Origin of the sequence: Streptomyces sp. NPDC101160, assembly GCF_044768205.1 — a bacterium.
Classification (GTDB): domain Bacteria; phylum Actinomycetota; class Actinomycetes; order Streptomycetales; family Streptomycetaceae; genus Streptomyces.
Window position 1 is genome coordinate 572,009 of the sequence record NZ_JBIWPJ010000002.1, and the last position, 26,850, is coordinate 598,858.

Below are 26,850 nucleotides of genomic sequence, written 5' to 3' on the forward strand. Positions count from 1 at the left end.
ACCGTCATGCCTCTCGCAGGTACCGGGGACATCGTCGCCCCCGCCGCGCACGCCGGACACGGCGTGGGTGCCTTCAACGTCATCCAGCTCGAACACGCCCAGGCGATCGTGGCCGGCGCGGAGGAGGCCGGTGCGCCGGTGATCCTCCAGATCAGCGAGAACGCGGCCCGCTACCACGGCGGTCTGCGGGCCATCGGCCTGGCCACGCTTGCCGTGGCCCGTGCCGCCCGGGTCCCGGTCGCGGTCCACCTCGACCACGCGACCGACGACGACCTGGTGCACGAGGCCGTCGAGCTCGGCTTCACGTCGGTCATGTACGACGCCTCGGTCCTCCCGTACGAGGAGAACCTCCGCGCCACCGGGGCGATCACCGCCCACTGCCACGCGGCCGGGGTCTGGGTGGAGGCCGAACTCGGCGAGGTCGGCGGCAAGGACGGCGTGCACGCCCCCGGCGCCCGCACCGACCCGGCGGAGGCCGCCGCCTTCGTCGCCGCCACCGGAGTGGACGCGCTCGCGGTGGCCGTGGGCAGCTCCCACGCCATGCTCACCCGGGACGCGGCACTGGACCTCGCCCTGATCCGCGCACTGCGCGAAGCCGTCCCCGTACCGCTGGTCCTGCACGGCTCCTCCGGCGTCGCGGACGACGTGCTCACGGCGGCGGTCGACCACGGCATGACCAAGGTCAACCTCGCGACGCACCTGAACCGGGTCTTCACCCTGGCCGCCCGCGAGGTGCTCGACGGCGACCCGTCGCTCGTCGACACCCGCCGCTACCTCGGCGCCGGCCGCACCGCGATGGCCGAGGAGGTGACGCGGCTGCTCGGCGTACTCAGGGCTCCGGCCGCGTCGGTGGCGCCGGCCCGCTGACGAGCCGGGGCGGAGCAGACGCCGGCCGACCCCGCCCCGGCGTCGCGAGGACCGCACTCGACCGGTCCCGAACCGGCCGGCTGGTGGACGCGACGAGGGGGGCGTCCAGCAGCCGGCGAGTGCGTCTACGGGCCGGCCGAGGGCGTCGAGCGGTCGGGGCGAGTGCGTCTACGGGCTGGCCGAGTGCGTCGAGCGGTCGGTGAGTGCGTCTAGGGGCCGGCCGAGTGCGTCCACCAGCCGGCCGGCTACGTCCAGGGGCCGGCCGAGGGTGTCCAGCGGCCCGCGAGTGTGTCCAGGCGCCGACCGACTGCGTCGAGCGGCCGACGAGTGTCCAGGGGCCGGCCGAGTGAGTCCAGCAGCGGCCGACGAGTGTCCACGGGGCGGCCGATTGCGTCCAGCGGCGGGCGAGTGTGTCCCAGAGGTCGGCCGATTGCGTCCAGCGGGCTGGGTGAGTACGTCCAGCGCGGCGCGAGTGCCCAGGGCCAGCCGAGTGCGTCCAGGGGCCGGCCGGGAGGCGCGGCGTTCTCGGCCGGTGGCCCGGGGCCGCCGCCACAGCGCCTCGCGCTCGCCGGGTTGTCCTGGGGGGGCGTGGACCGCGACGGCGGGGGGCGCGGTCAGGCGAGGAGGCCGAGCCGCGGGCCGCCCCCGGTGCGCAGGCGCCGGAAGAAGGCCAGCACGCCCGCGGAGCCGCCGGCCCAGGTGGCGCTCGGCCGGGCGAGACCGGTGTCCGGGAACACGGGCCGGGACCAGGTGCCGCCGCTGCGGCTCAGGACGATCAGGGCGACGGTTTCGGCCGCCTCCCGGAACTCCTCGGACCCGGTCGCCGCCGCGACGTCCACCATGAGCTCGCCTACTCCGGCCAGTCCGCAGCACTGCGTGACCAGCGGCATCCGCGGTGCCAGCGCGGCGCAGGCGCGTGCGGTCCGCCGGGCGAGGTCGAGGTATCCGGGCTCGTCGAGGCGTTCGGCGGCCCGGAGGAGTACGGTCCCGATGCCGGCCAGGCCCCGGCACCACGAGCCGTAGCGGCGGGTCGCCCCCGGTGCGGCGGCCGCCGCGATGATGTCCGGCGTCACTGCGGCCAGCCGCGCGGCGGCCTTCGCGGAGCGGCTGATCGCGTCCGGGTCGCCGGTCTCGCCGCCGTACTCGAGCAGGAAGCAGGCGACGCCCGCCTCGCCGTGCGCAATGCCCTCGCGGAGGGCGGCGGTGCCGGCGGTGTCCGGACCGGTCGGGGCCAGCCGGGCGGTGCCCGACGCCAGCATCCGGTCGCAGCCGGCGGCGACGGCGAGGTGCCGGTCCGCGGCGTCCCGGTCGCCGGCCCGGAGGGCGTGCCGGGCGAGCAGCAGCCGGCCGAGTCCGATTCCGGCGGCGCCCGCGATCAGGTCCGCCTCCGGAGGCCCGCCGTCGGGCGCGCGCTCCGGCAGGACGGGGTACCCGACCCGCGCGACCGCGTCCGGCCGCGCCTCCCATCCCGCCTCGGCGAGGAAGAGTTCGACGCCGGTGCGCCCCGTGTAGAAGCCGGGTGGCAGGTTTCTGGACTGTTCCGCCGTCCACCGCGCCAACTCCGCGACAGCGGGGCGCACATGGGGCCGGTGCGCGTGGTGGAGGAGTTCGAGGCCGAGCCCCGAACTGCCGCCGTACACGTCGATCGAGGTGGGGACGTTCCGCTGCGCGGCCCGTACCGGATCCACGATCGCCTGCGCCTCACCGACGCAGTACGCGGTCGTGTGCTCGATGATCTCGTCCAGCAGGTCGTTGTCGATCCGGGCGCGCGCGGGCCGGCGTGCGCTCGCGGCCCGGCCGGTGTCCGCGCCCGTGTCCGCGCCTGTGTCCGTTCCGGCGCCTGTGCCCGCGCCCGCGCCCGTGTCCGTGCCGGTGCGCAGACGGTCGGCGGCGGCGGTGCGGACGGCCGGGTCGAAGCTCAGGAGGCCGGTGATCGCCGCCCGGATCTCCCGGTGGGCGGGCCCGGGCAGCGCCCAGGCCAGACAGGCCAGGGTCCGGTCCCGGTTGACCTCGTGGCCGGTGTCGACGATCACCGGGTCCATGCCGGTGGCGGCGAAGTAGAGGGTCGCGCCGAGGGAGTAGTAGTCGTCGGCGGGGGCGGCCGGGCCGGTCGCGCGCAGAACCGGCTCGCTGTATCCGGGGGTCGCCCCGCCCGGGCCGGCGCCGTCCCGCTCGCTGATCCCGAAGTCGATCAGGTGGCAGTGGCCGGGGCCCGATTCGTCGAGCACGACGTTGTCGGGCTTGAGGTCGCGGACGACCACGTTCCGGCCGTGGATCGCGTCCAGGACGCGCAGCAGCCGGGAGGCGAGGTCGGACAGCGCGCGCGCCGGCCGGGTGCCGTCGTCCGGGGCGGATCTGTCCCCGTGAGGGCCGTCTCCGTAAGGGCCGTTCTGGTAGGGGCCGTTCCGCAGGACCTCCCTGCGCAGGTCCCGGTCGCCGCAGCTGGTCAGCACCAGGTACTCGTCCGACCGGTGAGCGAAGTAGTCGAGCGCGCGGGGCACGCCCGTGACGCCGTCGAGCGCGGCGAGGACCGTGCGCTCGTTGCGCAACCGGTGGCGGGCGTCCGTACCGGACTCGTCCTCGCCGACGAAGGCCCTCGCCTGTTTGACCACCACCGGCCGCCCGAGCGTGCGGTCGACCGCGCGGTAGACGTTGCCTCCGGGTGCGCGCGCGATGCCGGCGGTGACCTTGTAGCGTCCGCCGCCGAAGCCGGCCGCGGACGGCTCGGCACCGGCACCGGGGCCGACACCGGGGCCCGTGCAGGTCGTGAACGGGTCCTCGGCCCACGGCGGGCACCGGTAGCGGCCGACGGCGAGGCCGTCGAAAATCTGCCCGTCCGGCCCGGTCATCACGGATTCGAGCCGTCCGCTCCGGCCGGTCCGGTAGTCACCGGTGAAGGGGCCGTAGCGGTAGTAGACCGGCGCCCTCGGGTCGACCCGCCGGTCGCTGACGACCTGCGGGCCCTCCTGGTCACGCAGTACGGCGGCGAGTTCCCGGGCGACCTCGACCACGGTGCCGGCCGCCGGGTAGACGGTGATCGCCTTGCCGACGGCTCCGGCGCTCACCACCCCGGAGTTGAGGCGGCGCAGCGTCTCCGGGTCCCGGGCGAACTTCGCGTGGCAGACGTGCCGGGCCAGCACCGGCAGGACGAGCCGGGTCACGGCGTCGAGGTTGCCGGGGCGCGCCGAGACGTGCAGTTTCCAGCCGTGTTCCATCGCCGGCATCCGCGGATCGTTCAGGTACGACCAGGTGTCGTCGGACCAACCGCTGCGGCCGGCGATGGAGACGGCCACCGCTACGAGTTCAGGTCACAGGCGAAGCGGGTGGTGGCGGTCACCCAGGGGTCGGCGAGACACGCCGTGTACTCACGGTCGCTGCGGTCGTCGTCCTCGAACGCGATCGCCTCGTCGTCGATCTCCAGCGGACCCGCGTCGCGGATTCCGTCGACTTCCAGAAGTTCGGGCACGGCTACGGGCATGTGACGCCTCCATGTCTTGTCGTGCGCTGAAGTGCAGGAAACGGCCCAGACGGGCCGGTGGGCCCGCTGAGCCGAGAACTCGCTGGACAAAGGTAGGGAGGGGGCGAACCCACTGACAAGGGGTCAGGTGGCACTTCTCGGACCGTCGATCCCCGCGGTCACGTCCGGGTCGTCGGCGCCTTCGGCAGCAGGAAGACGACGACTCCCGCGACGACGGCGATGACGAACACGGCGAAGGAGGCGACGGCGAAGGCGTGGCCGGCGGCGGCGACCCTGCCGACCGCCTCAGGACGGAACGAGCCGAAGAAGACCGCTCCGACCACCGCGACGCCGAGCGCGCCGCCGCACTGCTGGGCCGTGGACAGGACCCCCGAGGCGACGCCGGCCGACTCCGGTTCGACGCGGCTCAGCACCGTGTTGAGCGCCGGAGTGATGACCAGTCCGCCGCCGACGCTTTGCAGAACGAGGGTGGGAATCACCAGCAGCGGCGTGATCCGGGGCCCGGACACCAGCAGGAGGCCGGTCGCCAGATAGCCGCTCGCCAGGACGACCGCGCCGATCTCGAGGACCCGGCGTCCGTACGTCGGGACGGTCCGGCTCGCGACCATGCTGAACACGAAGAACGCGATGGCGGCCGGTGCCTGGACGAGGCCCGCGCCCAGCGCCGACATGCCGAGGCCCTGCTGCATCGTCACCGACAGGGCCAGGTAGTACGAGTAGATCAGCGCGTACAGGGCGAGGACGAGGACGATTCCGAGCGCGAACGAACGCTGCCGGAAGAGCGTGAGCGGTACGAGCGGATCCCCGCCGCGCCGTTCCAGCCTCCGCTCGACCGCGACGAACAGGCCGAACGCGACCGCGCTGCCCGCGAAGCAGGCCCACACCCACCACGGCCAGCCCGCCTCCTGCCCCTGGATCAGCGGCAGCACGAGGAGGAAGAGAGCCGCGCTGAGCACCAACACCCCGGGCAGGTCCAGCGTGCGGCCGGCGGCGGAACCCGTCGCCGGCACGTGCCGCAGGGCGAGCAGGAACAGGGCGACTCCGATCGGCGCGTTCACCCAGAAAACCATGCGCCAGCCGGCGCCGAACAGGTCGGCGCCGATGAGCAGTCCACCGACGAGCTGTCCGCCGATGGTGGCCGCGCCCATGACGATGCCGACCGCCCCGTACACGCTGTGCCGCCGCGCCGCCGGCACGAGCACCGTGACGTACGCGAACACCTGGGGCACCATCAGGGCCGCTCCCAGGCCCTGGACGACACGCGCGGCGATGAGGCTGCCCGCGTTCGGCGAGAGCGCGCAGGCGACCGATGCCAGGGTGAACAGGGCCACGCCGAGAAGGAAGATCCGCTTGCGGCCGTACAGGTCGGCCAGGCGGGTGGCGGTGATGATGAAGACCGCGTAACTCAGCTGGTAACCCGCCAGGATCCACTGGACGTCGCCGGCGGAGGCGCGCAGATCCGCTTCGATCGCGGGGCCCGCGACCACCACGATGAAGGAGTCGAGGACGGCCATGAAGAGGGCGGTCAGGACGACGGTCGTCGTCATCCACGGAACGGAGTCGGCCTTCGCGACTGTCGCCGGCGGGCTCGCCGACTGCTGAATACGTGACACGACAAGAGACCTCTGTGTGCGTCGGAGTCCGGTGATTCTGTGCTGCGATGACGTTCCGTCAGTCGACCAGGAGCACCAACTTCCCCGTGGTCCTGCCGGTTTCACCGAGCCGGTGGGCCTCGGCGGCGTCCGCGAGCGGGAGGACGGCGTCGACGTGGACCTTCAGCCTGCCGGTCTCGACCAACTCCGTAATGGCCAGAAGCGCTCTCCGGTCCGGCTCGACCAGCATGAAGCCCGAGCGGACGGAGCGCGCGGCCGCGGCCGCGGCGAGCGCCTCGGTCTCGCGTGCCGGCAGGGTGACCAGCGTGCCGCCGTCCCGCAGCACCGACAGCGAACGCTCCTGGTAGTCCCCGGCGATCGGGTCGATCACCACGTCCACGTCGGAGACGACCGAGGCGAAGTCGACCGCCGTGTAGTCGATCACCTCGTCCGCGCCGAGCCCCCGCACGAACCCGTGCTTGCCCGCGCGGGCCGTGCCGATGACGTACGCGCCGTACGCCTTGGCGATCTGCACCGCCAGGTGCCCCACCCCACCCGCGGCCGCGTGCACCAGGACCCGCTGCCCCGCCCGCAGGGCCGCCGTGTCCACCAGGGCCTGCCACGCCGTCAGCGCGGCCAGCGGCAGGGCTGCCGCGTGTACGTGGTCGAGCCCGGCCGGCTTGGGGGCGAAGTGCCGTGCCGGAGCGGCCACGTACTGCGCGTAGCCGCCGACCATGCGCGGAAATCCCGGCATGCCGTACACCTCGTCGCCCGGCCGGAAGAGCGTCACGCCGCGGCTGACGGCCTCCACCACACCCGACACGTCCCACCCCACGACGCCGTCACCGGGGACGTACAGGGTGCCGGCCGCCCGGGTCTTCCAGTCCACCGGGTTGACGCCCGCGGCGCGCACCCGCACCAGGATCTCCGTCGGACCGGGCACCGGCCGCTCCCGTTCCACGACCTTCAGCACCTCCGGCCCGCCCGGCTCCTCGTAGGCGACGGCCAGCATCTTCTCCGCCATGCGGATTCACTCCTCGTCTCGTTCGCGGTCGACCACCAGCCTGGTGTCGCCGAACACCCGAAACGAGTGGCCAGATTGCCAACAAGTGAGAGAATCTGGCCATGCAGCGAGCGAAGGAGAAAGCCGTGCGGAACGCCGCGCCGAAAGCCGTGCACCGTGTCGTCGTCCTCGCCCTCCCGGGTGTCGTCCCCTACGAACTGGGCATCCCCGCCAAGGCGTTCGGCCTCGCCCGCGGCCCGGCCGGCGAGCGGCTCTACGAGGTCGTCACCTGCACCCTGGACGGCCGGCCGGTGCGCACGAGCGAGGACTTCTCGATAGCCGTCGAACACGACGCGAGCGTGATCGCGACCGCCGACACCCTGATCGTGGCGCCCATCGGCGATCCGGTGAGCGCCGGCGACCCGCTCCCCGAGCCGGTCGCCGCGGCCCTGGACCGGCTCAGGCCCGGCACCCGGCTGGTGTCGATCTGCACGGCCTCCTTCGTCCTCGCCGCCGCCGGGCTGCTCGACGGCCGGCCCGCCACCACGCACTGGATGTACGCCGAGCGGTTCCGCGAACTGTTCCCGAGGACCCCGCTCGACCCCGACGTCCTCTACGTGGACGACGGCGACGTCCTCACCTCGGCCGGCGCCGCCGCCGGGATGGACCTCTGCCTGCACCTGATCCGCCACGACCACGGCAGCGAGACCGCCAACCGGGTCGCCCGCCTCTGCGTCGTTCCGCCCTGGCGCGACGGCGGACAGGCCCAGTACATCGCCCGGCCCGTCCCCGACGCGACCGGCAGCGACACCGCCGGGGCCCGGGAGTGGGCCCTCCGGCAGCTCCATCAGCCCCTCCAGCTCGCCCAGTTGGCCGACCGGGCGGGCATGAGCGTGCGTACCTTCAGTCGTCGTTTCCTCGCCGAGACCGGCCAGACCCCCGGCCAGTGGCTCACCGCCCAGCGCCTCGAACTCGCCCGCACACTCCTGGAGTCCAGCGACCTGCCGGTCGACCGCGTCGCCGAGCAGGCCGGCTTCGGCAGCGCCTCCTCGCTGCGCCAGCACCTGGCCACGGCGATCGGCGTCTCACCCGCCGCGTATCGCCGCACCTTCCAGGGCCGCGACCGAGGAACCCCACGCATGTGACGCGCGCTGTCTGCTCGACCGTAAGCTGATCGCCGCCGACACGCCGCTGCTCGCCGTCGAGGTCGCCTACGAGGCCGCCGACCGGGTCTTCGGTGTCGCGTTCAAGCGGGCGCGGACCGGTGAAGAGGCCACGATCGCCGAAGCGCGCCGCCTCATGACCGCGTACCTCGAGACGTACGTCCCGAAGGCTCCGAAGCGGCGCCGCTAGAGGACCGGGCTTGTCTACGGAGCAAGGACGTCGCAGGGGCCGGCCGCCGGCGACCGTCAACGGCCTCACGGCCCCCGAGCGGTTGCTGGAGGCGGCCCTGCGGCTCTTCGCGGAGAAGGGCTGAGCGCGTCCACGCGGCGGTGACCGACGTCGTGGTGACGACGATCCGATCGAGAACATCGAGAGCACCACGATCTTCTTCCGGTCGCTGCACCAGCTCGCCGAGGAGAACCAGCGCCAGGTGCGGCGGGAGCGCCGGCGCTACCACGAGACCTTCCGGGCCCTCGTCATCGAGGGGCAGCGCGAGGGCGTGTTCCGCGACGACGTCAGCGCGGAGCCGGCCGTCGACTACTGCTTCGGTTCGGTCCACCACCTCCCGATGTGGTGGCGTGACGGGGGGCGAGGCCTCGGCCGCCGAGGTGGCCCGTACGTTCGCCGACCTGTTCATCGCGGGCATCAGCTCCCGCTGACGGCGGGCGGGCGCCGCGTTCGCGAGCGGCGCCGCCGCGGCGCGCTGAACATCCTCCGACGTTTGTCGACACGACATAACAGGATCCACTGCACCGTCGACGGGGTCCGAGGTGCACGGCGCCGGCGGGCTGTCCCAGGACTTCCCGCCGGCCGGGATGTACGCCCACATCCGGACCCTCCGGTTCGCCGACGGCCCGGACGAGGTCCACAAGAACGCGCCGGCCAAGAGCGAGCTGCGACGTCAGCGCACCGTGCGCGAGTCCTGACCACCGGGTAAGCGCCCGCACCGTGCAATGTTAAGTACGCCTCACCAGTGGGTGCTGTTCAGCGAGAGCCCTCGGCGGTCAAGCTGTGCGGCGTGGTCCGGGTCTTGGGCGGGCGGACTTCTGATCGTGTTGAGAACACGCCGTTGACGGCCAGAGCAGCGAACGGAGAACACACGTGATTGTCGGAGTCCTCAAGGAAGCGCGGGCAGGTGAGAACCGCGTCTCGGCCACGCCGGCCACGATCGAACCGATCCGCAAACTCGGATACGACGTGGTCGTCGACTCCGGCGCGGGCGTCGCGGCCGGCTTCACCGACAGCGCCTACGAGGCCGCCGGTGCGACCATCGGCGACGCGGCGGCCGCCGACGTGGTCCTGGGGGTGAACGCCCCGACCCCCGCGCAGCTCGACCGGGTGCGGCCCGAGGCGACCGTGATCGCGCTGTTCGCGCCCGCGTTCGACCCGGCCATGGTCGAGGAGCTCGGCCGCCGCCCCTTCACGGCGCTCTCGATGGACGCCGTACCGCGCATCAGCCGGGCCCAGTCGATGGACGTGCTGTCGTCGATGGCGAACATCGCCGGCTACCGGGCCGTGGTCGAGGCGGCGCACGCGTTCGGGCGGTTCTTCACCGGCCAGGTGACGGCCGCGGGCAAGGTGCCGCCGGCGAAGGTGCTCGTCGCGGGCGCGGGCGTCGCGGGTCTCGCGGCGATCGGTGCGGCCGGGTCGCTCGGTGCGATGGTGCGGGCGACCGACCCGCGGCCCGAGGTGGCCGATCAGGTCAGGTCGCTGGGCGGCGAGTACCTGTCGATCGAGTCCCCGGAGGTGGAGGTCTCGAAGACGGGCTACGCCAAGGAGATGGGCGACGACTACAAGGCCCGCGAGGCCGAGCTCTACGGCGCGCAGTGCCGTGACGTCGACATCGTCATCACCACCGCGCTGATCCCGGGACGCCCCGCGCCGACGCTGATCACGGCGGAGATGGTCGCGAGCATGAAGCCCGGCTCGGTGATCGTCGACATGGCCGCCGCCAACGGTGGCAACGTCGTCGGCACCGTGAAGGGCGAGAAGGTCGTCACCGACAACGGCGTGACGATCATCGGCTACACCGATCTCGCGGGCCGGCTCCCCGCGCAGTCCTCGCAGCTCTACGGCACGAACCTGGTGAACCTGCTCAAGCTGATGACACCGGGCAAGGACGCGCAGCTGGTCCTCGACTGGGACGACCCGGTGCAGCGCTCGATCACCGTGGTCCGCAAGGGCGAGCTCGCCTGGCCGCCCCCGCCGGTCCAGGTCTCCGCGGCCCCGGCCCCGGCGGCCCCCGCTGCCGCGACGGCGCCCGCGCCGAAGAAGGCGCCGATGTCGGCGAAGCAGAGGTTCGGCGCCGTCGCCCTCGGCGCGCTGGCGCTCTTCCTCACCGCCGGGTTCGCGCCGGCGGCGCTGCTGCCCCATGTCACGGTCTTCGTGCTCGCGATCGTGATCGGCTACTACGTGATCGGCCATGTGCACCACGCCCTGCACACACCGCTGATGTCGGTGACCAACGCGATCTCCGGGATCATCGTCGTCGGCGCGCTGCTGCAGATCGGGCAGACGAGCACGACGGTCACGGTGCTGTCGTGCGTGGCGATCCTCCTGGCCAGTATCAACGTCTTCGGCGGCTTCGCGGTGACGCGTCGCATGCTCGCCATGTTCAACCGGAGCTGACATGTCTGCGACTCTTGCCGCACAGGCGGCCTACCTCGTTGCCGCGCTGCTGTTCATCCTCGCGCTGGCAGGACTCTCCAAGCACGAGTCGGCACGGCTCGGCAACGCCTTCGGCATGCTCGGCATGGGCGTGGCGCTCGTCGCGACGATCGTGCTCGCGGCCGACGGCGACATCGACGCCGCCGGACTCGGCCTGATGCTCCTGGCGATGCTCATCGGCGCGCTGATCGGCCTGCAGCGCGCCCGCGGCGTCGAGATGACCGGCATGCCCGAACTCATCGCGCTGCTGCACTCCTTCGTCGGTCTGGCGGCCGTCCTCGTCAGCTGGAACGGCTTCCTGAACGTCGAGAACCACCCGGACGGCCCCGAGGCCAGGGCCCTGGACGCGGTCGGCACGCTCGGCATCCACCACGCCGAGGTCTTCATCGGCGTGTTCATCGGCGCGGTGACGTTCACCGGATCGATCGTGGCGAACCTGAAGCTCTCCGCGAAGATCAACTCCAAGCCGCTGGTCCTGCCGGGCAAGAACGCCCTGAACCTCGGCGCGCTGGGCCTGTTCGTCGCCCTGACCGTGTGGTTCGTCGTCTCGCCCGCGCTGTGGTCGCTGATCGCGGTGACGGCCGTGGCGCTCGCGCTCGGCTGGCACCTGGTGGCCTCGATCGGCGGCGGCGACATGCCGGTCGTGGTCTCCATGCTCAACAGCTACTCCGGCTGGGCCGCGGCCGCCTCCGGCTTCCTGCTCGGCAACGACCTGCTGATCGTCACCGGCGCGCTGGTCGGCTCCTCGGGTGCCTACCTGTCGTACATCATGTGCAAGGCGATGAACCGCTCGTTCATCTCCGTGATCGCCGGCGGCTTCGGTATCGAGGCGCCCTCCTCCTCGGACGTCGACTACGGCGAGCACACGGAGATCACCGCGGAGAGCGTCGCCGAACTGCTCGGGTCGGCCCGTTCCGTGGTCATCACGCCCGGCTACGGCATGGCCGTCGCCCAGGCCCAGTACCCGGTCGCGGAGCTCACCTCGAAGCTGCGTGCGAAGGGCGTCGACGTGCGGTTCGGCATCCACCCGGTCGCCGGCCGGCTGCCCGGCCACATGAACGTGCTGCTCGCCGAGGCCAAGGTGCCGTACGACATCGTGCTCGAGATGGACGAGATCAACGAGGACTTCGCCGAGACCGACGTCGTCCTCGTCATCGGCGCCAACGACACCGTCAACCCGGCCGGGGCCGAGGACCCCAGCAGCCCGATCGCCGGCATGCCGGTGCTCACCGTCTGGGAGGCCGGCAAGGTCATCGTGTTCAAGCGCTCGATGGCCTCCGGGTACGCGGGCGTGCAGAACCCGCTGTTCTTCCGCGAGAACACCTCGATGCTCTTCGGTGACGCGAAGGCCCGGGTCGAGGACATCGTCGGCGCGCTCTGAGCCCGACGGGCCGGAGGGTCCCGGCCTGAAACCAGGCCGGGACCCTCGGTCGGGTCCGCCCGCTCGTATCCGCCCGCTCATGTCGGCCCGCTCGTGTCGGCCCGCTCGTGTCGGCCCGGTCGTGTCGGCCCGGCCGTGCGGGTCCGCCGGGTTACGGTCGCCGGCATGGCGGGTGAGCGACGAGGGTGGCTGCGGTGTCTGCTCGGCGGAGCGGTGTTCGTGGTGTGCATGATCGGGACCACGCTGCCGACCCCCCTCTACCCCCTCTACCAGGAGAAGTTCGGCTTCTCCGAACTCACCGTCACGGTGGTCTACGCCGTGTACGCCTTCGCTGTCATCGGCGTGCTGGTCCTCGTCGGCAACGTCTCCGACATCATCGGCCGACGGCCCACACTGCGTTTCGGCCTCGGGTTCGCGGCGGCGAGCGCGGTCTGCTTCCTGCTCGCCGACTCGCTGGGCTGGCTGTACGCGGGCCGGCTGCTCTCCGGGCTCTCGGCCGGTCTCTTCACCGGAGCCGCCACCGCGTACGTCATGGAGCTGGCCCCGCCCGGCGGCGGCTCGCGGGCGACGCTCGTGGCGACCGCCGCGAACATGGGCGGCCTGGGCTGCGGCCCGCTCCTGGCGGGACTGCTCGCCGAGTACGCGCCCGAGCCGCTGCTGCTGCCGTTCGCCGTGCACCTCGGCCTGGTCGCGGCCTCGGCCGTCGTCCTGCAGTGGCTGCCCGAGACGGTGGCCGACCGGCAGCCGCTGAGCGCCGTACGCCCGCAGCGCCCCGCCCTGCCGGCCGAGGTGCGGCCGGTGTTCGTACCGGCGGCGGTCGCCTCCTTCGCGGGTTTCGCCCTGTTCGGCGTGTTCACCTCGGTCAGCCCCGCGTTCCTCGCCCGCTATCTGCACGTCGACAACCACGCCGTCAGCGGCCTCGTCGTCGCCCTCGCCTTCTTCGCCTCCACCGGCGGCCAGGTCGCGGCCGGCCGCGTCGGGCCCGCGCGCTCCCTGCCGCTGGGCTGCGGCATCCTCTTCACCGGCCTGATCCTGCTCGCCGTCGCCCTCTACACGGACCTGTTCGTCTTCGTGGTCCTGGCGGCCGTCGTCGGCGGCACCGGGCAGGGCCTCTCCTTCCGCGCCGCGCTGTCCGCCGTCGCCGCGGCGTCGCCGGCCGACCAGCGCGCGGCGGTCATCTCGTCCCTGTTCGTGGTCGCGTACACGGGCATCTCGATTCCGGTGATCGGCGTCGGCCTGGTGGCGGAGCCGATGGGCCTGGAAGGCGCGGGCCTGGTGTTCATCGCCTGCATGCTGGTGCTCGTGGCGTCCGCCGCCGCCTATCTGCTCACACGGGCGCGCCTGCCGGCCACCGACCCGGACCGGAAGGGCTAGGGACTGTCCGGCGGCTCACGGCCGGGCAAGACACCCCCAGGGCTGCCGGCCCCAGGCGGTGAGCATGCCGGCCGCGTGCACCCGAGGGGGCCGTTCCGGCGGAATCCGGCACGGCCCTCGGGCGGCTCGGGCTATCGCTTGGCGCCGCGGCCGAAGGAGCGGCGGGCCCAGACGTAGCCGACCAGGGTCAGGCCGACGCACCAGGCCAGGGCTATGTAGCCGCTGTCACCGATCGCGGTGCCCATCAGCAGGCCGCGCAGGGTCTCGATCGCGGGTGTGAAGGGCTGGTACTCGGCGAACCAGCGCAGTCCGGTCGGCATGGAGTCGGTCGGCACGATGGCGCTGCCGAGGAACGGCAGGAAGGTCAGCGGAAGCGGGGTGTTGCTCGCCGACTCCGGAGTCCTGGCCACCATGCCGATACCGGCCGACAGCCAGGTCAGCGCCAGGGTGAGCAGGACCAGGAGGCCGGCCGCGGCGAGCCATTCGACGAAGGAGGCGTGGGGGCGGAAGCCGATGGCGAGGGCGACGCCGACGACCAGGGCGATGGCGGCCAGGGTCTGTATGACACTGCCGACGACGTGCCCGGTGAGGAACGCGGCGCGGGAGATCGACATCGTACGGAAGCGGTTGACGATGCCCTCGGTCATGTCGACACAGACGCCGACCGCCGTGGCCACCGCCCCCGCGGTCGCGGTCATCAGGATGATGCCGGGGGCGACGTAGTCGATGTATTTCCCGCCGCCGGTCGGCGCGCCGGCGATGCCCGCGCCGAGAGCGCCGCCGAAGGCGTAGTTGAACAGCAGCAGCATCATCACAGGCATGAGGACGACGGAGACGGTCATCGACGGGTAGCGCAGGGCGTGCTTGAGATTGCGCCGCAGCATGGTCATCGAGTCGCTGACGGCAAAGCCGAGGGTGCTCATCGGGTCATCTCCACGGAGGTGTCGGGGGTTCCGGTGCCGGTCAGGGTGAGGAAGACGTCGTCGAGGTCGGGGGTGTGCAGGGTCAGCGACTCCGGCTGGATGCCGGCCGCGTCCAGGACGTCGAGCACGGCCCGCAGCGTCGGGAGGCTCCCGTCGCTCGGGATGCGCAGGGTGAGCTCCTCGGCGTCGCGCGCGGCGGTACCGAAGTGACGGGCGGCGCTGTCGAGTTGTGCCGGGTCCGTGAAGCCCAGCCGGATGTGGCCGCCGGGTATGAGCCGCTTGAGCTCGTCCGCCGTGCCCTCGGCGACGATCCGGCCGTGGTCGAGGACGGCGATGCGGTCGGCGAGCTGGTCCGCCTCCTCCAGGTACTGCGTGGTGAGGAAGACGGTCACTCCGTCGCGCTCGACCAGGTCGCGGATGATCTCCCACAGGGTCCGGCGGCTGCGCGGGTCGAGCCCTGTCGTCGGCTCGTCGAGGAAGATGATCCGCGGCTCTCCGACCAGCGTCATGGCCAGGTCGAGTTTGCGCTTCATGCCGCCGGAGAGCGTCGACACCGGCTTCTTCGCGGCCTCCGTCAGCTCCAGGCGCGCGAGCAGCTCGGCGGCCCGGCGCCGGCCCTCGGCGCGGGGCAGATGCCGCAGGTCGGCCATCAGGAGCAGGTTTTCCTCGGTGGTGAGGAGGCTGTCGACGGCGGCGAACTGACCGGTGACGCCGATCGCGGAGCGCACCTCACCGGGCCGTTCGGCCAGGTCGTGGCCCGCGATGCGGGCCGAGCCGGCGTCGGCGGCGATCAGGGTGGAGAGGATCTCGACGGTGGTGGTCTTGCCGGCGCCGTTGGGGCCGAGCAGGGCGAAGACGGTGCCCTCGGGGATGGTGAGGTCGACGCCGTCCAGGACGAGCTTGTCGCCGTAGGACTTGTGCAGCCCGCGGGCGGAGATCGCCGGCGGGGCGGTGGCAGTGGCGGCGGCGGTGCCGGTGACGGTGGGGGAGGTGATGGCCATGGGGGCTCCTGTGAGATGTGACATGGCACAGCTGGGTCCGGGACCGGGCGTGGCGCCGTGCCGACGCCCGGTTCTCGTGCGTGCTGCCCGGGCGCGCGGCCCAACGGCGTGCCGCCCGGGCGCGGCGGTCAGGCCGGGTACGCGGGGCGCGTGGTCAGGCGGGGTACGCGGGGCGCGTGGTCGGGTGGGGTGCGCGGGGCGCGTGGTCAGGCGGCGCGGCGGATCACGATGTCGCCGGCCTGGGTGCGGGCGTGGATCTCGACGGTGTCGTCGGCGGAGCCGGGGCCCTCGGCGGCGCCGAGGAAGTTGCGCACGGTGCCGACCCGGGAGCTGACGTCCAGCCAGGCCGCGGTGGACTCGCGGATGCCGATCTCGACGCCGCCGATCGAGGTCTGGAGCTCGACCCTGCCGCGGGTCACCTCCTTCACCTGGATGGAGCCGTGGGAGCTCCTGACGTCGACCGACGCCTCCGCGACACCGACCGTGACAGGGCCCATGGAGGTGTTGACCTTCAGGTCGCCGGTGATCGTGCCGATCGCCGTCTCGCCCGTGCCGTTCTTGACGGTCGCCGCGCCCTCGATCGCACCGATGTCGATCCGGCCGGAACCGTGGATCTCCGCGCTCCCCGCCATGCGGCCGACGCGGATGTCGCCGAGGCCGGTGCGCAGGTTCGCGACGCCGGTCAGGTCGAGCCGGATGTCGCCGACCGAGGTCTTGACCCGGCATTCCCCGAGCGGTCCCGTGCTCACGTAGTCGCCCATGGGGGAGTTGGCCTGGAGGTGGGAGCCGGCGGGCAGTTCGACGGTCACGTCGATGGAGCCGACCTTGCCGAACACCGAGCGCTTCTTCGGGCCCTTGAGCGTCAGGGTGCCGTTGGCGTACGTGACCTTCGTCTGCTGCACCGTCTTGATGTCGTTGTCGTCGGCGCCGTTGCTCGGCAGCACCTCGACGACGGTGTCCGTGCGCTCGCTCGCGATGATCCGCACGTGACCGAGGTCGAACTCGAGGATCGCGGTGATGGGCTGGGGCGTGTCGTAAGAAGGCATGGCTGTGCCGTCCTCGTGGCTGAGAAGGGTGGATGCGCAGGAGGTGAGGAGGGGGCGGGTCGGTGCGGGCCGCTAGCGGACCCAGCCCTGGTAGCTCTGGCCCTTGCCCGGGCGTGTGGCGCGGACAGGGGTGGCCGACGGTGCGGTTCCGCCCGGCTCCAGGGCGGTGGCCACCGCCCGTACCAGCCAGGCGTTGACGGACAGGCCCTCCTGGCCGGCCGCGTGCTCGACGCGGGCCTTGAGGTGGGCCGGGAGTCTGAAGTTGATGCGGGCCGTGCCGCCCTCGTCGGTTTCCGGTGCCGCCGACGCCGATGGCGCCACCGGTGGCGCCATCGGCGCCATGTCCTCCGGGCCCGCGGCGGGCAGGTCCGGTGCCGGCGGTGTCGTCACCACGAACTCGGGGTCGAGCCCCCGCAGCCGCACGTCCACCGAGCCGGGCGCAAGTTCACGGGTGATCTCGTCCGAAGCGACGGACAGCGCGTTCAGCAGGGTCAGCCGTACGGCGGACTCCAGGGGGGTGGTGAGCCGCTCGGCCAGGGCGCGAGCGTCCTCCCCGCCCGCCTCGGCGGCGACCGCGAGTTCGCGGCGGAGGTGATCGACGTAGGGAGTCAGGTCCATGGGAACCATCATGGCGCCAAAGTGGCGCCATGGCAAGTCCTTATGGCGCCAAATGGCATCACGTGGCGCCAGGTGTGCGCCAAGCGGCGCCATCGAGTCGCCATCAGGTGCCATCCAGCGACACCGATCTGCACCCATGGCGCCACGGCGCCGCAGGTCAGAGCCCCGGCGGCGGCCCTCAGCGCGTCAGACGGCTTCCCACCGCCGTCGCCGCCGCGGCGACCGCCGCGGCGACATGGGCGTGCGGGCCCTCGGACGGCACCAGCGCCGCCACCGCGGCGACGACCCGGCCGTCCGCCCGGCGCACCGGCAGCGCGACACAGCGCACCCCCGGCACGATCTCCTCCTGGTGCGCCACGCGTTCGCGCCCGGGACGCGTCAGGGCTGCGCCGAGCGCCGGACCCAGCGGGAGGCTCAGGCCGTCGTACACCGGCAGGAGCGACTCCGCCCGGCCCGGAACGGAGGCGACCGTCAGCGCCCGGTCCTCCCTGAGCACGACGAGGACCACGCTGGCCCCCGTCGTCGCCCGCAGCCGGTGCAGCGGCGCCCGCGCCGCCGCCCGCAGTCCCGGGTGCGGCTGCCACGACTGACCGAGGCGGAACAGCTGCGCCCCCAACACATAACGGCGGCCGCGCCGTTCGACCGCCCCGACCGGACCCAGCTGTTCCAGCAACCGGTGCGCGGTCCCCTTCGGCACCCCGCACTCCGCCGCGAGCTCGGTCAGGCCTGCCTCCCCGCCCCGTCGCCGCAGCGCGTCGAGCAGCGCGAACGCGCCCTCGACCACGCCCCGGCCGGTCGGTCTCTCCCCCAAGATGTCGGACATGCAGCGCAGTGTGCGGAACCGGCCGCGCCGCCGCCATCCCAGGATTCTGGGGGGTGTGGCGAGCGAACGGGGGCGGGGAACCGGTCGTTTATCAGACGTTCAGCGCGCCCGGGGACGATGGGCGCAGGTCGAACACCGGGAGGGCGTATGGACCGTCCCCGCCAGGTGCGGGCGAGTCACAGCAGGATCGTCCGGGCTGCCCGCCAGGCGCGCGGCTCCGTGCCCGTCCTGGAGGCCGCGGCCGCGGCCCTCGCCGAAGCCGTCCCCTTCGAGATCTGGGCCGGGGTGCTGCTCGATCCGCTGACGCTCCTCAACGTCGGCGGCAGCTACCGCCACGGGCTCAGCGCCGAGTGGATGCCCCGGATGCTGGACATCGAGTACCGCGAGGGCGACGCCCTGCAGATGCCCGACCTGGCCCGGCGGGCCGTCCCGGTCGGCACGCTCTCCGAGGACCTCGGCGGCCGGCTCGAACGGAGCGTCCGCTACCGGGACATCTACCGCCCGCTCGGACTCGGCGACGAACTGCGGGTGCTGCTGCGCGACGCCGGACGCGTGTGGGGCGCGCTGGTGCTCACCCGCGCCGCGGACCGGCCGCCCTTCTCCGCCGCCGAGACCGACTTCGTCGCCCGGCTCTCCGCCCCGCTGGGCCGTGCGCTGCGGGACGCGCTGACCGACCGGCCCGCGGCCCCCGGCCTGGAAGCCCGCTCGCTCGTGGTGCTCAACTCCGCGTACGAGATCGTGTCGGAGTCCGCCACGGCCGCCGCCTGGTGCGCCGGACTCGCCGAGGAACCCGCGCGCGGTACGGGCCTGCCGGCCGCCGCGTACGGCGTCGCCGCCGCGGCGCTGCGCAGCCCGACCGGCGGCAGCCGCGCCTGCGTCCCGACCCGCGCGGGCGGCTGGGCGGCCATCGAGGGCTGGCGCCTGGAGACGGGGGAGCGGCCCCAGATCGCCCTCTCCATGGGCCCGGCCTCGCCACCGGACCGCATCGCCGCGCTGATGGAGGCGTACGCGCTCACGCCCCGCGAGAGCCAGGTCCTCACCCAGGTCGTCAGCGGCGCGCCCACGGCGGAGATCGCCACCCGGCTCGCGCTCTCCCCGTTCACCGTGCAGGACCACCTGAAAGCGGTCTTCACCAAGACCGGCGTCCGCTCCCGCCGCGAACTGGTCGCCCAGGTCTTCTTCCCGCACTACCTGCCCGCCCTGTCGCTCCCCGGCGAAGGGGAGTGACGCCGCCGCTGTCAGAGGTCGTTGCCCGCGTACGACAGGTTGAAGCTCTTGTTGGTGAGCGGGAAGTCGGGGACGATCGTGTCCGCGAGCGCCACCGGCAGGGCCGGCCAGTTGAAGAACGACGGGTCGACGGGCTTGACCCGGGTGAGCCGGCCGGCCGCGGTGACCTCCACCCGGGTGGTGATCGTGCCGCGCCAGCCCTCGACGAGCCCGACGCCCGAGCCGGCGCCTGCCCCGGCCCCCGAACCGGCGCCGGATCCGGTGCGCGCGCCACCCCGCGCACCGACCGGGGCGATCATCTCGCCCGGCGCGAGCCCCTCGGCCAGGTGCTCGATCAGGGCGAGCGAGACGTCGATCTCCTCGGCACGCACCAGGAAGCGGGCCAGCACGTCGCCGGTCTCGCGCACCGGGACGGCGACCTCGGTGTCGTACGTCACGAAGGGGTGTGCCACCCGGGCGTCCGTGCCCGTGAGCCCGCTGGCGCGCGCCACGTAGCCGAGGCAGCCGAGCTGCCGGGCGGCGTCCGCGCCGAGCACCGCCGTCCCGGTGAAGCGGTCGAGCACGGTGGAGTGGCCGAGTGCCAGCCCGGCGATCTCGCGGATGTCGCGGCCGAACGCGGCCAGCCGCCCCGGATCGGGCAGCGCCCGCAGCACCGCGCCGCCCGGCACCACGCCGCCGCGCAGCAGCCGGTGACCCGTGATCTCCGCGTTCAGGCGCAGGAGTTGCTCGCGGATCCGCTGGGCGTGCGCGTTCAGGATCCCGTGGCCGACGTCGTTGCACAGCATGCCCAGATCGGCCACATGGTTGTGCAGCCGCTCCAGTTCGAGGAGCAGCGCCCGGGCGGGTGCGGCGGCGGCCGGGACGACGGTGCCGGTGGCCTCCTCGACGGCGAGGCAGTACGCGAGCGCGTGACCGACGGCCGTGTCCCCGCTGATGCGCTCGGCCAGCCGCAGCCCGGCCTCGACCGTGCGGCCCTGGAACAGCTTCTCGACCCCGCGGTGCACGAACCACAGCCGCGCCTTCAGCCGCAGGATCGTCTCGCCGACGACCGAGAAGCGGAAGTGCCCGGGCTCGATCAGCCCCGCGTGCACCGGCCCGACCGGGATCTCGTACACGCCGTCGCCCTCCACCTCCAGGAAGGGGTACGGGCCCTCCTGTTCGCCGAACGGCGGGGGCGGCCCGGCGTCCGGGAGCATCGGGTACCAGCCCTTGGGCCAGTGGAAGTGCCGCACCAGGCGCCGCGGCAGCGGATGGTCGAGCGGTACGACACCGTGCAGGTCGCGCATCTCGCGCTCGAACCGGCCCGCGGGGAAGGAGAGACCCGCGAGCGTCGGGATCGCGGGCTTGTCGGGGTCGAGCCGCACATGGAGCTCGGTCCGGACGTCCGGCGGACCCGCCACGAAGAGCAGCACCACGCGGACCCGGTCCGGGTCGTCGTGATGGGCGGCGACCAGCGCGAGCCGGTGCCCTGCGTCGAGCAACTCGGCCGCTCGGGAGAGCAGTTCACGCGCGTCGGTCTCCTCGACCGAGCGGACGGCGTCGGCGGGTACGGATGCGGTCGGCACGCAAGCGGTCGGCACGCAAGCGGTCGGCGCGGAAGCGGCAGGCACGAGGTCGGTACGGGTGGAGTCGGTACGCATGGGTCAGTGCCCTCCGATCACGGCGGCGGCGTCGTGGAGCAGGTCGGTCAGCGGGCCGGTCGTCAGGCCGAGCACGGCGCACGTGGCCAGCCCGAGGCCGAGCGGCCACACGGCACCCGGCCACGGCCCCGGGGCCGGCTCTGGGTCCCGGTCCGGCCCCGGGGCCGGGTCCGGACCCGGGGATCGGGCGGGCCTCGCCGGGCCCAGCAGCATCCGGGCCGTCCGGACCGCGAGCGCGCCGAAGACGACGAGCACGAGCAGCAGTGCGACCGCCGTCACCCACCCCATGCCCGCGCCGAACCCGGCCCGCACGATGCCGAGTTCGGAGGCGAACAGACTGAACGGCGGGAAGCCGAGCAGCGCGGCGACCGCGAGTCCGAAGGCGCCGCCGAGCCACGGCAGCCGGGCGAGCAGCCCCCGTACCCGCCCGATCAGCGGCGTCCCGGTCAGCCGCAGCACATGCCCCGACGCGCAGAAGGCGACCGCCTTCGCGAGCCCGTGACCTGCGATGTGCAGCAGCAGGGCGGCCCGGGCGAGCGGGGTGCCGATCGCCGCGCCCAGGGCGATCAGGCTCATGTGTTCCATGCCGGAGTACGCCAGCATCCGCCGGTAGTCCCGCTGGGCGAGCAGCAGGGCCGCCGCCAGGGCCAGCGTGATCAGCGCCATCCCGGTCAGCAGGCCCCGCGTCAGGCCGGTGCCCAGCGCGGCGGCGGCGATCTGCTCGTACCGCAGCACCGCGGCGAAGGCGACGGGCGCGAGCGCGCCGGACATCAGCGCGGAGACCGGCGCGGGCGCCTGGCCGTAGGCGTCGGGCAGCCAGGCGTGCAGCGGCGCCAGGCCGGCCTTGGCGCCGAAGCCGAGCACCACGAGCGAGATCGCGAGCCGGGTCACGGCCGGGTCGAGCCGGCCGGCACCCGCGACGAGCGTCGGCCAGTCCAGGGCGTGCGTCTCGTCGATGCCCGCCTGCCGGGCCGCGTAGTAGACGAGGACGGTGCCGAGGAAGGCCAGCGCGATTCCGGCCGAGCAGATCACCACGTACTTCCACGCGGCCTCGACGGACCGGCGGGTGCGGCGGTGGCCCACCAGGAACGTGGTCACGATCGTGGTCGCCTCGACCGCCACCCACAGCACGCCGAGGTTCGCCGTGAGCACGGCCAGGCACATCGCGCCCAGGAACGCCTGCACCAGCAGGTGCAGCACCGCCGCGCTCTGGGCTCCCTCCCGCTCTCCGGCCAGATACGCCGGCAGCGTCCCGCACGCGATCAGCGCGACCGCGCCGACCACCAGCAGCAGCCACACCGTCAGCGCGTCGGCCCGCAACAGCCCGCCGAACGCGCTGAGCGCCCCGCCGCGCGGCAGCGTCGCCGCCATCAGCGCGCCGCAGCCGAGCACGACGACGGGCGGAACGACGGCTGCACCGGGCGGGACGACGGGCGAACTGGGCGGAACGACGGCCGAACCGGGTGGAACGACGGCCGAGCCCTGCGGGACGACGACCGAGCCGTGCGGGAGCCCGGCCGGAACCGGGGCGGCTCCGAGGTCCGGCGGCGTCGGGCCCGCCCCGGCCGGGACGGGTGTCCGCAGCGGTGTCCTCGCCGGCGTCCGGCGCCGCATCCCGCGCACCGCGTACACGCCGGAGGCTGCGCACGGCGCGGCGACGGGCGCGGTCAGGACGAGAGCGGTCGTGGCGGCGTCCATCAGTCGTGCAGCTCCCGCAGATCGTCGAGGTCGGTCGTGCCGAACGCGGCCCGCATCCGCGCGGTCAGCAGGTGGAGCACCAGGACCGCGAACAACACGTCGAAGGAGACGCCCAGTTCGACGACGAGCGGCACCCCGGAGGCGGCGAGGAACGCGGTCGCGGTGATCCCGTTGTCGAGCAGCAGGAAGCCCACCACCTGGGAGAGCGCCCGGCGCCTGGTGACCAGGACGAAGAAGCCGATGAGCACGACCGCGAGGCCCACCGGCAGCGCCCGGGTCGCGGGCGTCGGGTCGAGCGCGACCAGCGGGCGGGCCACCGCGCGGGCGAGGAGGGTCAGCGCGGCCGCCGCGAGCAGCGAACCGGCCACGTTCACCAGCGGCCGGGTCTCCCGGGCCTCGGTGCCCCCGGTGTCGTACGGGCTCCGGTCGGCCGTCAGCGCGGTCAGCGCCCGCCGGACCAGATACGGCAGCACGCCCGCCCGCAGCACCCCTGCACCGACCGCCACCACGACCAGGTCCGCGCGCCCCTCGTGCCCGCCGAGCAGCGCCGCGATCGCGGCCAGGGCCACGCCCTGGAGCGCGAACGCCCGCACGACTGCGGCGAGTTCATGACGCCAGAGGACCAGGACGGCGGCGAGCAGGAAGGCCCCGCAGGCCAGATCGAGGAGCTGGGAGTACGGGGTGGAGGCAAGGTCCGTCATGTTCCGGCTCCTTCTCCGCTCAGGAAGGACGAGGCGGCCACCGCGAGCAGGGCCAACAGGAAGGAACCGGCGAGCAGTTCGGGCACCCGGAAGAGCCGCAGCTTGGCCCAGCACACCTCCGCCGCCGCGAGCAGCGCGCCGAGCACCGCCACCTTCGCCACGAACACCGGCAGCGCCACGGCGAGCGCGCCCGCCGACGCCGTGGTGGCGATGCCCCAGGGCGCGAACAACGAGGCGAGCAGCCCGAGCAGGACGGTCAGCCGCAGCTGTGCTCCGAGCTCGATCAGCGCGAGGTCCCGGCCCGCGTACTCCAGGACCATCGCCTCGTGCACCATGGTCAGTTCGAGATGGGTGGACGGGTTGTCCACCGGGATCCGCCCGGTCTCGGCGAGCACGGCGACGGCCAGCGCGGCCGCGGCGAGCAGCCCGGCGGGCGAGACCAGCCGGTCCGGCTCGCGCACGGCCCCGTCGACGATGGCCGGCAGATTGGTGGTCCCGGCCGGCGCCGACAGCGCGAACACCGCCATCAGCAGCGTCGGTTCGACCAGGGCCGCGATCGTCATCTCCCGCGACGCGCCCATGCCGCCGAACGCCGTGCCGCTGTCCAGGCCGGCCAGCGCCAGCGTGACCGTGCCCAGCGCGAGCAGCGCCACGACCAGGATCAGGTCCGCGCGCCGGGCGACCGGGGTGTCGGTGGAGACCAGGGGCACCAGCGCGGCCACCACCAGGGCCGTCGCCACGAGCAGGACCGGCGCGGTGCGGAACGCGGGCCCCGTCCCGGCCGGGCCGATCGGCTCACGGCGCAGCAGCTTCCGCACGTCCCGCCACGGCTGGAGCACCCCGGCGCCCGCCCGCCCCTCCAGGCGGGCCCGCACCTGCCGCATCAGCCCCGTGAGCAGCGGGGCACCCGCGACCACCGTGCCCACCTGGGCGGTCACCGCCGCGTATCCGAGCGCGCTCACCAGCCCACCACCAGCACCACGAAGAGGGACAACAGACCGAGGAAGCCGTAGCCGAGATAGAGATGGACGCTGCCGCCGGCGAGCCGGCGCGCCCCACGGCCCGTCCGGGCGAGCGCGCCGAGCACCGGCTCGTACAGCCGGTGCTCGATCCGGTCGGGCACGCGGTGCCGGAAGCGCACCCGCTCCACCAGATAGGCCGACTCGCGGGCGTGGGTCACCGCCACGTCCTGCTCCGGGGCGAGCACGTCGTCGAAGACCCGCTGGAGGGGCTCGGCGAACGAGGTCGCCGTGTACGCCATGCGCGCCGTGGGCGCCCCGCCGCCGCAGTCCCACAGCCGCGCGCCCGCCCGCCGGTGCCGGGCCTCGGCGCCGTACACCCGGCTGAGCGCGCCGGTCAGCGCCACCGCCCCGGTGAGCGCGGCCACCACCCACAGCGGTGAGAGCGAGGTCGAGATGTCGTGCAGCCGCATCCCGGTGCCGCCGTTGCTCGCCGACCCGGTCCGGCCGCCGCTCGCCGCCCCGGTCCTGGAGAGCGCGACCGCGGCCACGGCCCGGTCCAGGGCCGGACCCAGCAGCCCCGGCACGAGCGCGAGTCCCGCGCACGCGACCGCGAGCACTCCGAGGGCGGCCAGCACAAGCGGCGGCGACTCCTCGGCGCGGTGGGCCTGAAGGCCGCGCGGCCGGGCGAAGAAGCCGACGCCGAGCGCCTTCACGAACACGGCCGCGGCGATGCCCGCCGACAGGGCGACGAGCCCGACCGCGAGCGGCAGCGCGATCGCGACGGCCAGACCCGGCAGCTCCAGGCCGTGGATCAGCGACTGCAGCAGCAGCCACTCGCTCACGAAGCCGTTCCCGGGCGGCAGCGCCACCGCGCCGAGCGCGCCCACCGCGAACAGACCGGCCGTCACCGGCATCCGGGCCCGCAGCCCGCCCAGCCGGTCGAGGTCACGGACACCGGTCGCCCGCACCACCGAACCGGCCGCGCCGAACAACAGGGCCTTGAACGCCGAGTGGTTGACGACGTGCAGCAGCCCCGCCGACAGCGCGAGCGCGGCCAGCGCGCTGTCACCCTCGGCCGCGAAGAGCCCCGCCGCGCCCGTGCCGACGAGCACGAGCCCCATGTTCTCGGCCGTCGAGTGGGCGAGCAGCCGCTTGAGGTCGGCGGCCATCGCGGCCTGCAGGATCCCGTACGCGGCGGTCAGCCCGCCCAGCGTCATCAGCGCCAGCCACCACCAGGCCGGTCCGCCGCCGAGCAGGTCGAAGCCGGTGCGCACGATCCCGTACCCGCCCAGGTTGACCATGGCCGCGCTCATCAGCGCCGACACCGGCGCCGGCGCCTCGGGGTGGGCGCGGGGCAGCCACGCGTGCAGCGGCACCATGCCCGCCTTGGACGCGAAGGCCAGGCCGGTCAGCGCGAACACCGTGCCGCGCACCGCCGGCGAAAGACCCGCCGCGGCCGCCCGCAGCGCGGCGAAGCCCTCGCCGCCGGCCGCGCCGGCGAACAGGGCGAACCCGGCGAGCAGCAGCACCAGACCGAGCTGGGACATCACCGCGTACCAGACGCCCGCGCGCCGCACCTCCGCCCGCTCGCGGTGCTCGGCGAGCACGAGCAGGAGCGAGGCGAGCGCCATCAGCTCCCACAGCGACAGGAACGTCGACACCGAGGCCGCGGCCGGGACCAGGACCAGCGTCAGGGCGAAGAGCGGAAGCACCGCCTGTGCGGTGCGAGAGGCCGGTCCGCGGGCCTCGTCGCCGGTGTGCGGGCCGTGCGGGGCCGTGTAGCCGATGCCGTACAGCGCCACGGCGGCCACCACCGCGCCCGCCACCGCCATGAAGAGCCCCGACAGGGCGTCCACCGACAGCGCCGCGCCCGCGAGCGGCAGCAGCCCCGGCAGTTCGGTGGCCCAGCCAGCCCCGCCGAGTGCGGCGACCCCCGCCGTGCCGCCCGCCGCTCCGACCCCGGCCGTGCACAGCCCGCCCACCACCCGCCGGGCCCTCGGCGGCAGCGCCGCTCCGGCCGCCGCTCCCGCCGCGCCGCATCCGGCCGCCGTCGCCAGACCGGCCGCCACCAGACTCACCGCCCGGTCACCCGTCGCAGGGCCGCGACGATCGCCGCGGGCTCCGGCGGACACCCCGGCACGGCGAGGTCGACGGGCACCACGTCGGAGACGGCGCCCTCGATCCCGTACCCCCCGGCGAACTCCCCGCAGTCGATCGCGCAGTCGCCGACGGCCACCACGATCGGCGGCTCGGGCATCGCCTGCACGGTACGGCGCAGGGGCACCGCCATGTTCCGGGTCACCGGGCCCGTCACCAGGGCCACGTCGGCGTGCCGCGGCGAGGCGACGAGCCGCGCCCCGTACCGCTCGGCGTCGTGGACGGGGTTGAAGGCGGCCGCGATCTCGATCTCGCACCCGTTGCACGAGCCGGCGTCCACGCACCGCACCTGCGCCGAGCCGCCGAGCCGCCGGGCCTGGGGGAGCGGTCCGCCCTCGGGCGCCGGCGGTGCCGGTTCGGCCACCCGCCCGGTCGTACGGATCTTGCGCAACAAGCCCATGCACACCACCCCTCCCGCGTCCTCGCGAGAGCCTTTCCACGGCGGCTAACGGGCCCGTGCACGGACGGAGTTACGGCACTTTCCTCGTGCTTTGCGCGCTTTGTCGAGTCTTGGTGCCGTCGTGGCCG

The 26,850-nt window shown here is 73.8% G+C and carries 22 protein-coding genes and 1 pseudogene; 8 read left to right on the forward strand and 15 right to left on the reverse strand.

Features of this window, described 5'->3' with window-relative positions; translation table 11 throughout:
• The first annotated feature begins 6 nt into the window (after positions 1–6).
• Entirely contained in the window at positions 7–867 is an 861-nt protein-coding gene (locus ACIRSU_RS08120; RefSeq protein ID WP_403789888.1) for a ketose-bisphosphate aldolase, read from the forward strand.
• A gap of 614 nt (positions 868–1,481) precedes the next feature.
• Here the strand turns inward: ACIRSU_RS08120 and lanL are convergent.
• The 4 genes from lanL to ACIRSU_RS08140 all read right to left on the reverse strand — a co-directional run bounded on the left by lanL (position 1,482) and on the right by ACIRSU_RS08140 (position 6,961).
• A complete protein-coding gene (gene lanL / locus ACIRSU_RS08125; RefSeq protein WP_403789889.1) occupies positions 1,482–4,160 on the reverse strand; it encodes a class IV lanthionine synthetase LanL in 2,679 nt (892 codons plus the stop codon).
• 2 nt (positions 4,161–4,162) lie between these two features.
• The gene (locus ACIRSU_RS08130) at positions 4,163–4,345 is read right to left on the reverse strand and encodes an SflA family class IV lanthipeptide (RefSeq protein WP_388858056.1); all 183 of its coding nucleotides are present in this window, start codon (positions 4,343–4,345) and stop codon (positions 4,163–4,165) included.
• Between the two features lie 158 nt (positions 4,346–4,503).
• Positions 4,504–5,892, reverse strand: coding sequence for an MFS transporter (locus tag ACIRSU_RS08135; protein WP_403789890.1), 1,389 nt, complete (start codon positions 5,890–5,892; stop codon positions 4,504–4,506).
• A gap of 124 nt (positions 5,893–6,016) precedes the next feature.
• On the reverse strand, positions 6,017–6,961 hold the full coding sequence (locus ACIRSU_RS08140; protein ID WP_403789891.1) for an NADP-dependent oxidoreductase: 945 nt from the start codon (positions 6,959–6,961) through the stop codon (positions 6,017–6,019).
• Positions 6,962–7,062: 101 nt separating this feature from the next.
• On the opposite strand from ACIRSU_RS08140, the gene ACIRSU_RS08145 reads away from it, so the two are divergent.
• From ACIRSU_RS08145 to ACIRSU_RS08170, 6 genes and pseudogenes are all read left to right on the forward strand, one after another.
• The gene (locus tag ACIRSU_RS08145) at positions 7,063–8,085 is read left to right on the forward strand and encodes a GlxA family transcriptional regulator (RefSeq protein ID WP_403789892.1); all 1,023 of its coding nucleotides are present in this window, start codon (positions 7,063–7,065) and stop codon (positions 8,083–8,085) included.
• A gap of 416 nt (positions 8,086–8,501) precedes the next feature.
• Positions 8,502–8,636, forward strand: a pseudogene (locus ACIRSU_RS08150) (TetR/AcrR family transcriptional regulator); the annotation flags it as partial.
• 238 nt (positions 8,637–8,874) lie between these two features.
• Positions 8,875–9,030, forward strand: a complete 156-nt coding sequence (locus tag ACIRSU_RS08155) for an acyl-CoA dehydrogenase family protein (protein WP_403789893.1) — start codon at positions 8,875–8,877, stop codon at positions 9,028–9,030.
• 175 nt (positions 9,031–9,205) lie between these two features.
• Positions 9,206–10,732 carry a Re/Si-specific NAD(P)(+) transhydrogenase subunit alpha gene (locus tag ACIRSU_RS08160; RefSeq protein ID WP_403789894.1) on the forward strand — a complete coding sequence of 509 codons (1,527 nt, stop codon included), beginning with the start codon at positions 9,206–9,208 and terminating at the stop codon, positions 10,730–10,732.
• A 1-nt stretch (position 10,733) separates the two neighbouring features.
• Positions 10,734–12,152 (forward strand): Re/Si-specific NAD(P)(+) transhydrogenase subunit beta, encoded by a 1,419-nt coding sequence (gene pntB / locus ACIRSU_RS08165; RefSeq protein WP_403789895.1) that lies wholly within the window; start codon positions 10,734–10,736, stop codon positions 12,150–12,152.
• A 165-nt stretch (positions 12,153–12,317) separates the two neighbouring features.
• Positions 12,318–13,526, forward strand: a complete 1,209-nt coding sequence (locus tag ACIRSU_RS08170) for an MFS transporter (RefSeq protein WP_403789896.1) — start codon at positions 12,318–12,320, stop codon at positions 13,524–13,526.
• 131 nt (positions 13,527–13,657) lie between these two features.
• On the opposite strand, the gene ACIRSU_RS08175 is transcribed toward ACIRSU_RS08170, so the two are convergent.
• The 5 genes from ACIRSU_RS08175 to ACIRSU_RS08195 form a co-directional block, all read right to left on the reverse strand.
• Positions 13,658–14,449, reverse strand: coding sequence for an ABC transporter permease (locus tag ACIRSU_RS08175; RefSeq protein WP_403789897.1), 792 nt, complete (start codon positions 14,447–14,449; stop codon positions 13,658–13,660).
• Positions 14,446–15,450, reverse strand: a complete 1,005-nt coding sequence (locus ACIRSU_RS08180; protein ID WP_403789898.1) for an ATP-binding cassette domain-containing protein — start codon at positions 15,448–15,450, stop codon at positions 14,446–14,448. Before ACIRSU_RS08180 ends, ACIRSU_RS08175 begins: the two co-directional genes overlap by 4 nt.
• A gap of 206 nt (positions 15,451–15,656) precedes the next feature.
• On the reverse strand, positions 15,657–16,496 hold the full coding sequence (locus ACIRSU_RS08185; RefSeq protein WP_403789899.1) for a DUF4097 family beta strand repeat-containing protein: 840 nt from the start codon (positions 16,494–16,496) through the stop codon (positions 15,657–15,659).
• Positions 16,497–16,568: 72 nt separating this feature from the next.
• The gene (locus tag ACIRSU_RS08190) at positions 16,569–17,114 is read right to left on the reverse strand and encodes a hypothetical protein (RefSeq protein WP_403789900.1); all 546 of its coding nucleotides are present in this window, start codon (positions 17,112–17,114) and stop codon (positions 16,569–16,571) included.
• A gap of 178 nt (positions 17,115–17,292) precedes the next feature.
• The gene (locus ACIRSU_RS08195) at positions 17,293–17,937 is read right to left on the reverse strand and encodes a helix-turn-helix domain-containing protein (protein ID WP_403789901.1); all 645 of its coding nucleotides are present in this window, start codon (positions 17,935–17,937) and stop codon (positions 17,293–17,295) included.
• Positions 17,938–18,084: 147 nt separating this feature from the next.
• Here ACIRSU_RS08195 and ACIRSU_RS08200 point away from each other — a divergent pair, with 147 nt between their 5' ends.
• Positions 18,085–19,164: a LuxR C-terminal-related transcriptional regulator gene (locus ACIRSU_RS08200; protein WP_403789902.1), complete on the forward strand. Its 1,080-nt coding sequence runs from the start codon at positions 18,085–18,087 to the stop codon at positions 19,162–19,164.
• Between the two features lie 11 nt (positions 19,165–19,175).
• On the opposite strand, the gene ACIRSU_RS08205 is transcribed toward ACIRSU_RS08200, so the two are convergent.
• Genes ACIRSU_RS08205 through ACIRSU_RS08230 form a run of 6 tightly spaced genes read right to left on the reverse strand, consistent with a single transcriptional unit; the run spans position 19,176 to position 26,722 of the window.
• Entirely contained in the window at positions 19,176–20,804 is a 1,629-nt protein-coding gene (locus ACIRSU_RS08205) for an NADH-quinone oxidoreductase subunit C (protein WP_403789903.1), read from the reverse strand.
• A 3-nt stretch (positions 20,805–20,807) separates the two neighbouring features.
• Positions 20,808–22,502 (reverse strand): proton-conducting transporter membrane subunit, encoded by a 1,695-nt coding sequence (locus ACIRSU_RS08210; protein WP_403789904.1) that lies wholly within the window; start codon positions 22,500–22,502, stop codon positions 20,808–20,810.
• The gene (locus tag ACIRSU_RS08215) at positions 22,502–23,203 is read right to left on the reverse strand and encodes a hypothetical protein (protein ID WP_403789905.1); all 702 of its coding nucleotides are present in this window, start codon (positions 23,201–23,203) and stop codon (positions 22,502–22,504) included. The genes ACIRSU_RS08210 and ACIRSU_RS08215 overlap by 1 nt, the downstream gene beginning before the upstream one ends.
• Positions 23,200–24,165, reverse strand: coding sequence for a respiratory chain complex I subunit 1 family protein (locus ACIRSU_RS08220; protein ID WP_403789906.1), 966 nt, complete (start codon positions 24,163–24,165; stop codon positions 23,200–23,202). Before ACIRSU_RS08220 ends, ACIRSU_RS08215 begins: the two co-directional genes overlap by 4 nt.
• Entirely contained in the window at positions 24,162–26,243 is a 2,082-nt protein-coding gene (locus ACIRSU_RS08225) for a proton-conducting transporter membrane subunit (protein WP_403789907.1), read from the reverse strand. The genes ACIRSU_RS08220 and ACIRSU_RS08225 overlap by 4 nt, the downstream gene beginning before the upstream one ends.
• Positions 26,240–26,722, reverse strand: a complete 483-nt coding sequence (locus ACIRSU_RS08230) for an NADH-quinone oxidoreductase subunit B family protein (protein ID WP_403789908.1) — start codon at positions 26,720–26,722, stop codon at positions 26,240–26,242. Before ACIRSU_RS08230 ends, ACIRSU_RS08225 begins: the two co-directional genes overlap by 4 nt.
• Positions 26,723–26,850: the final 128 nt, after the last annotated feature.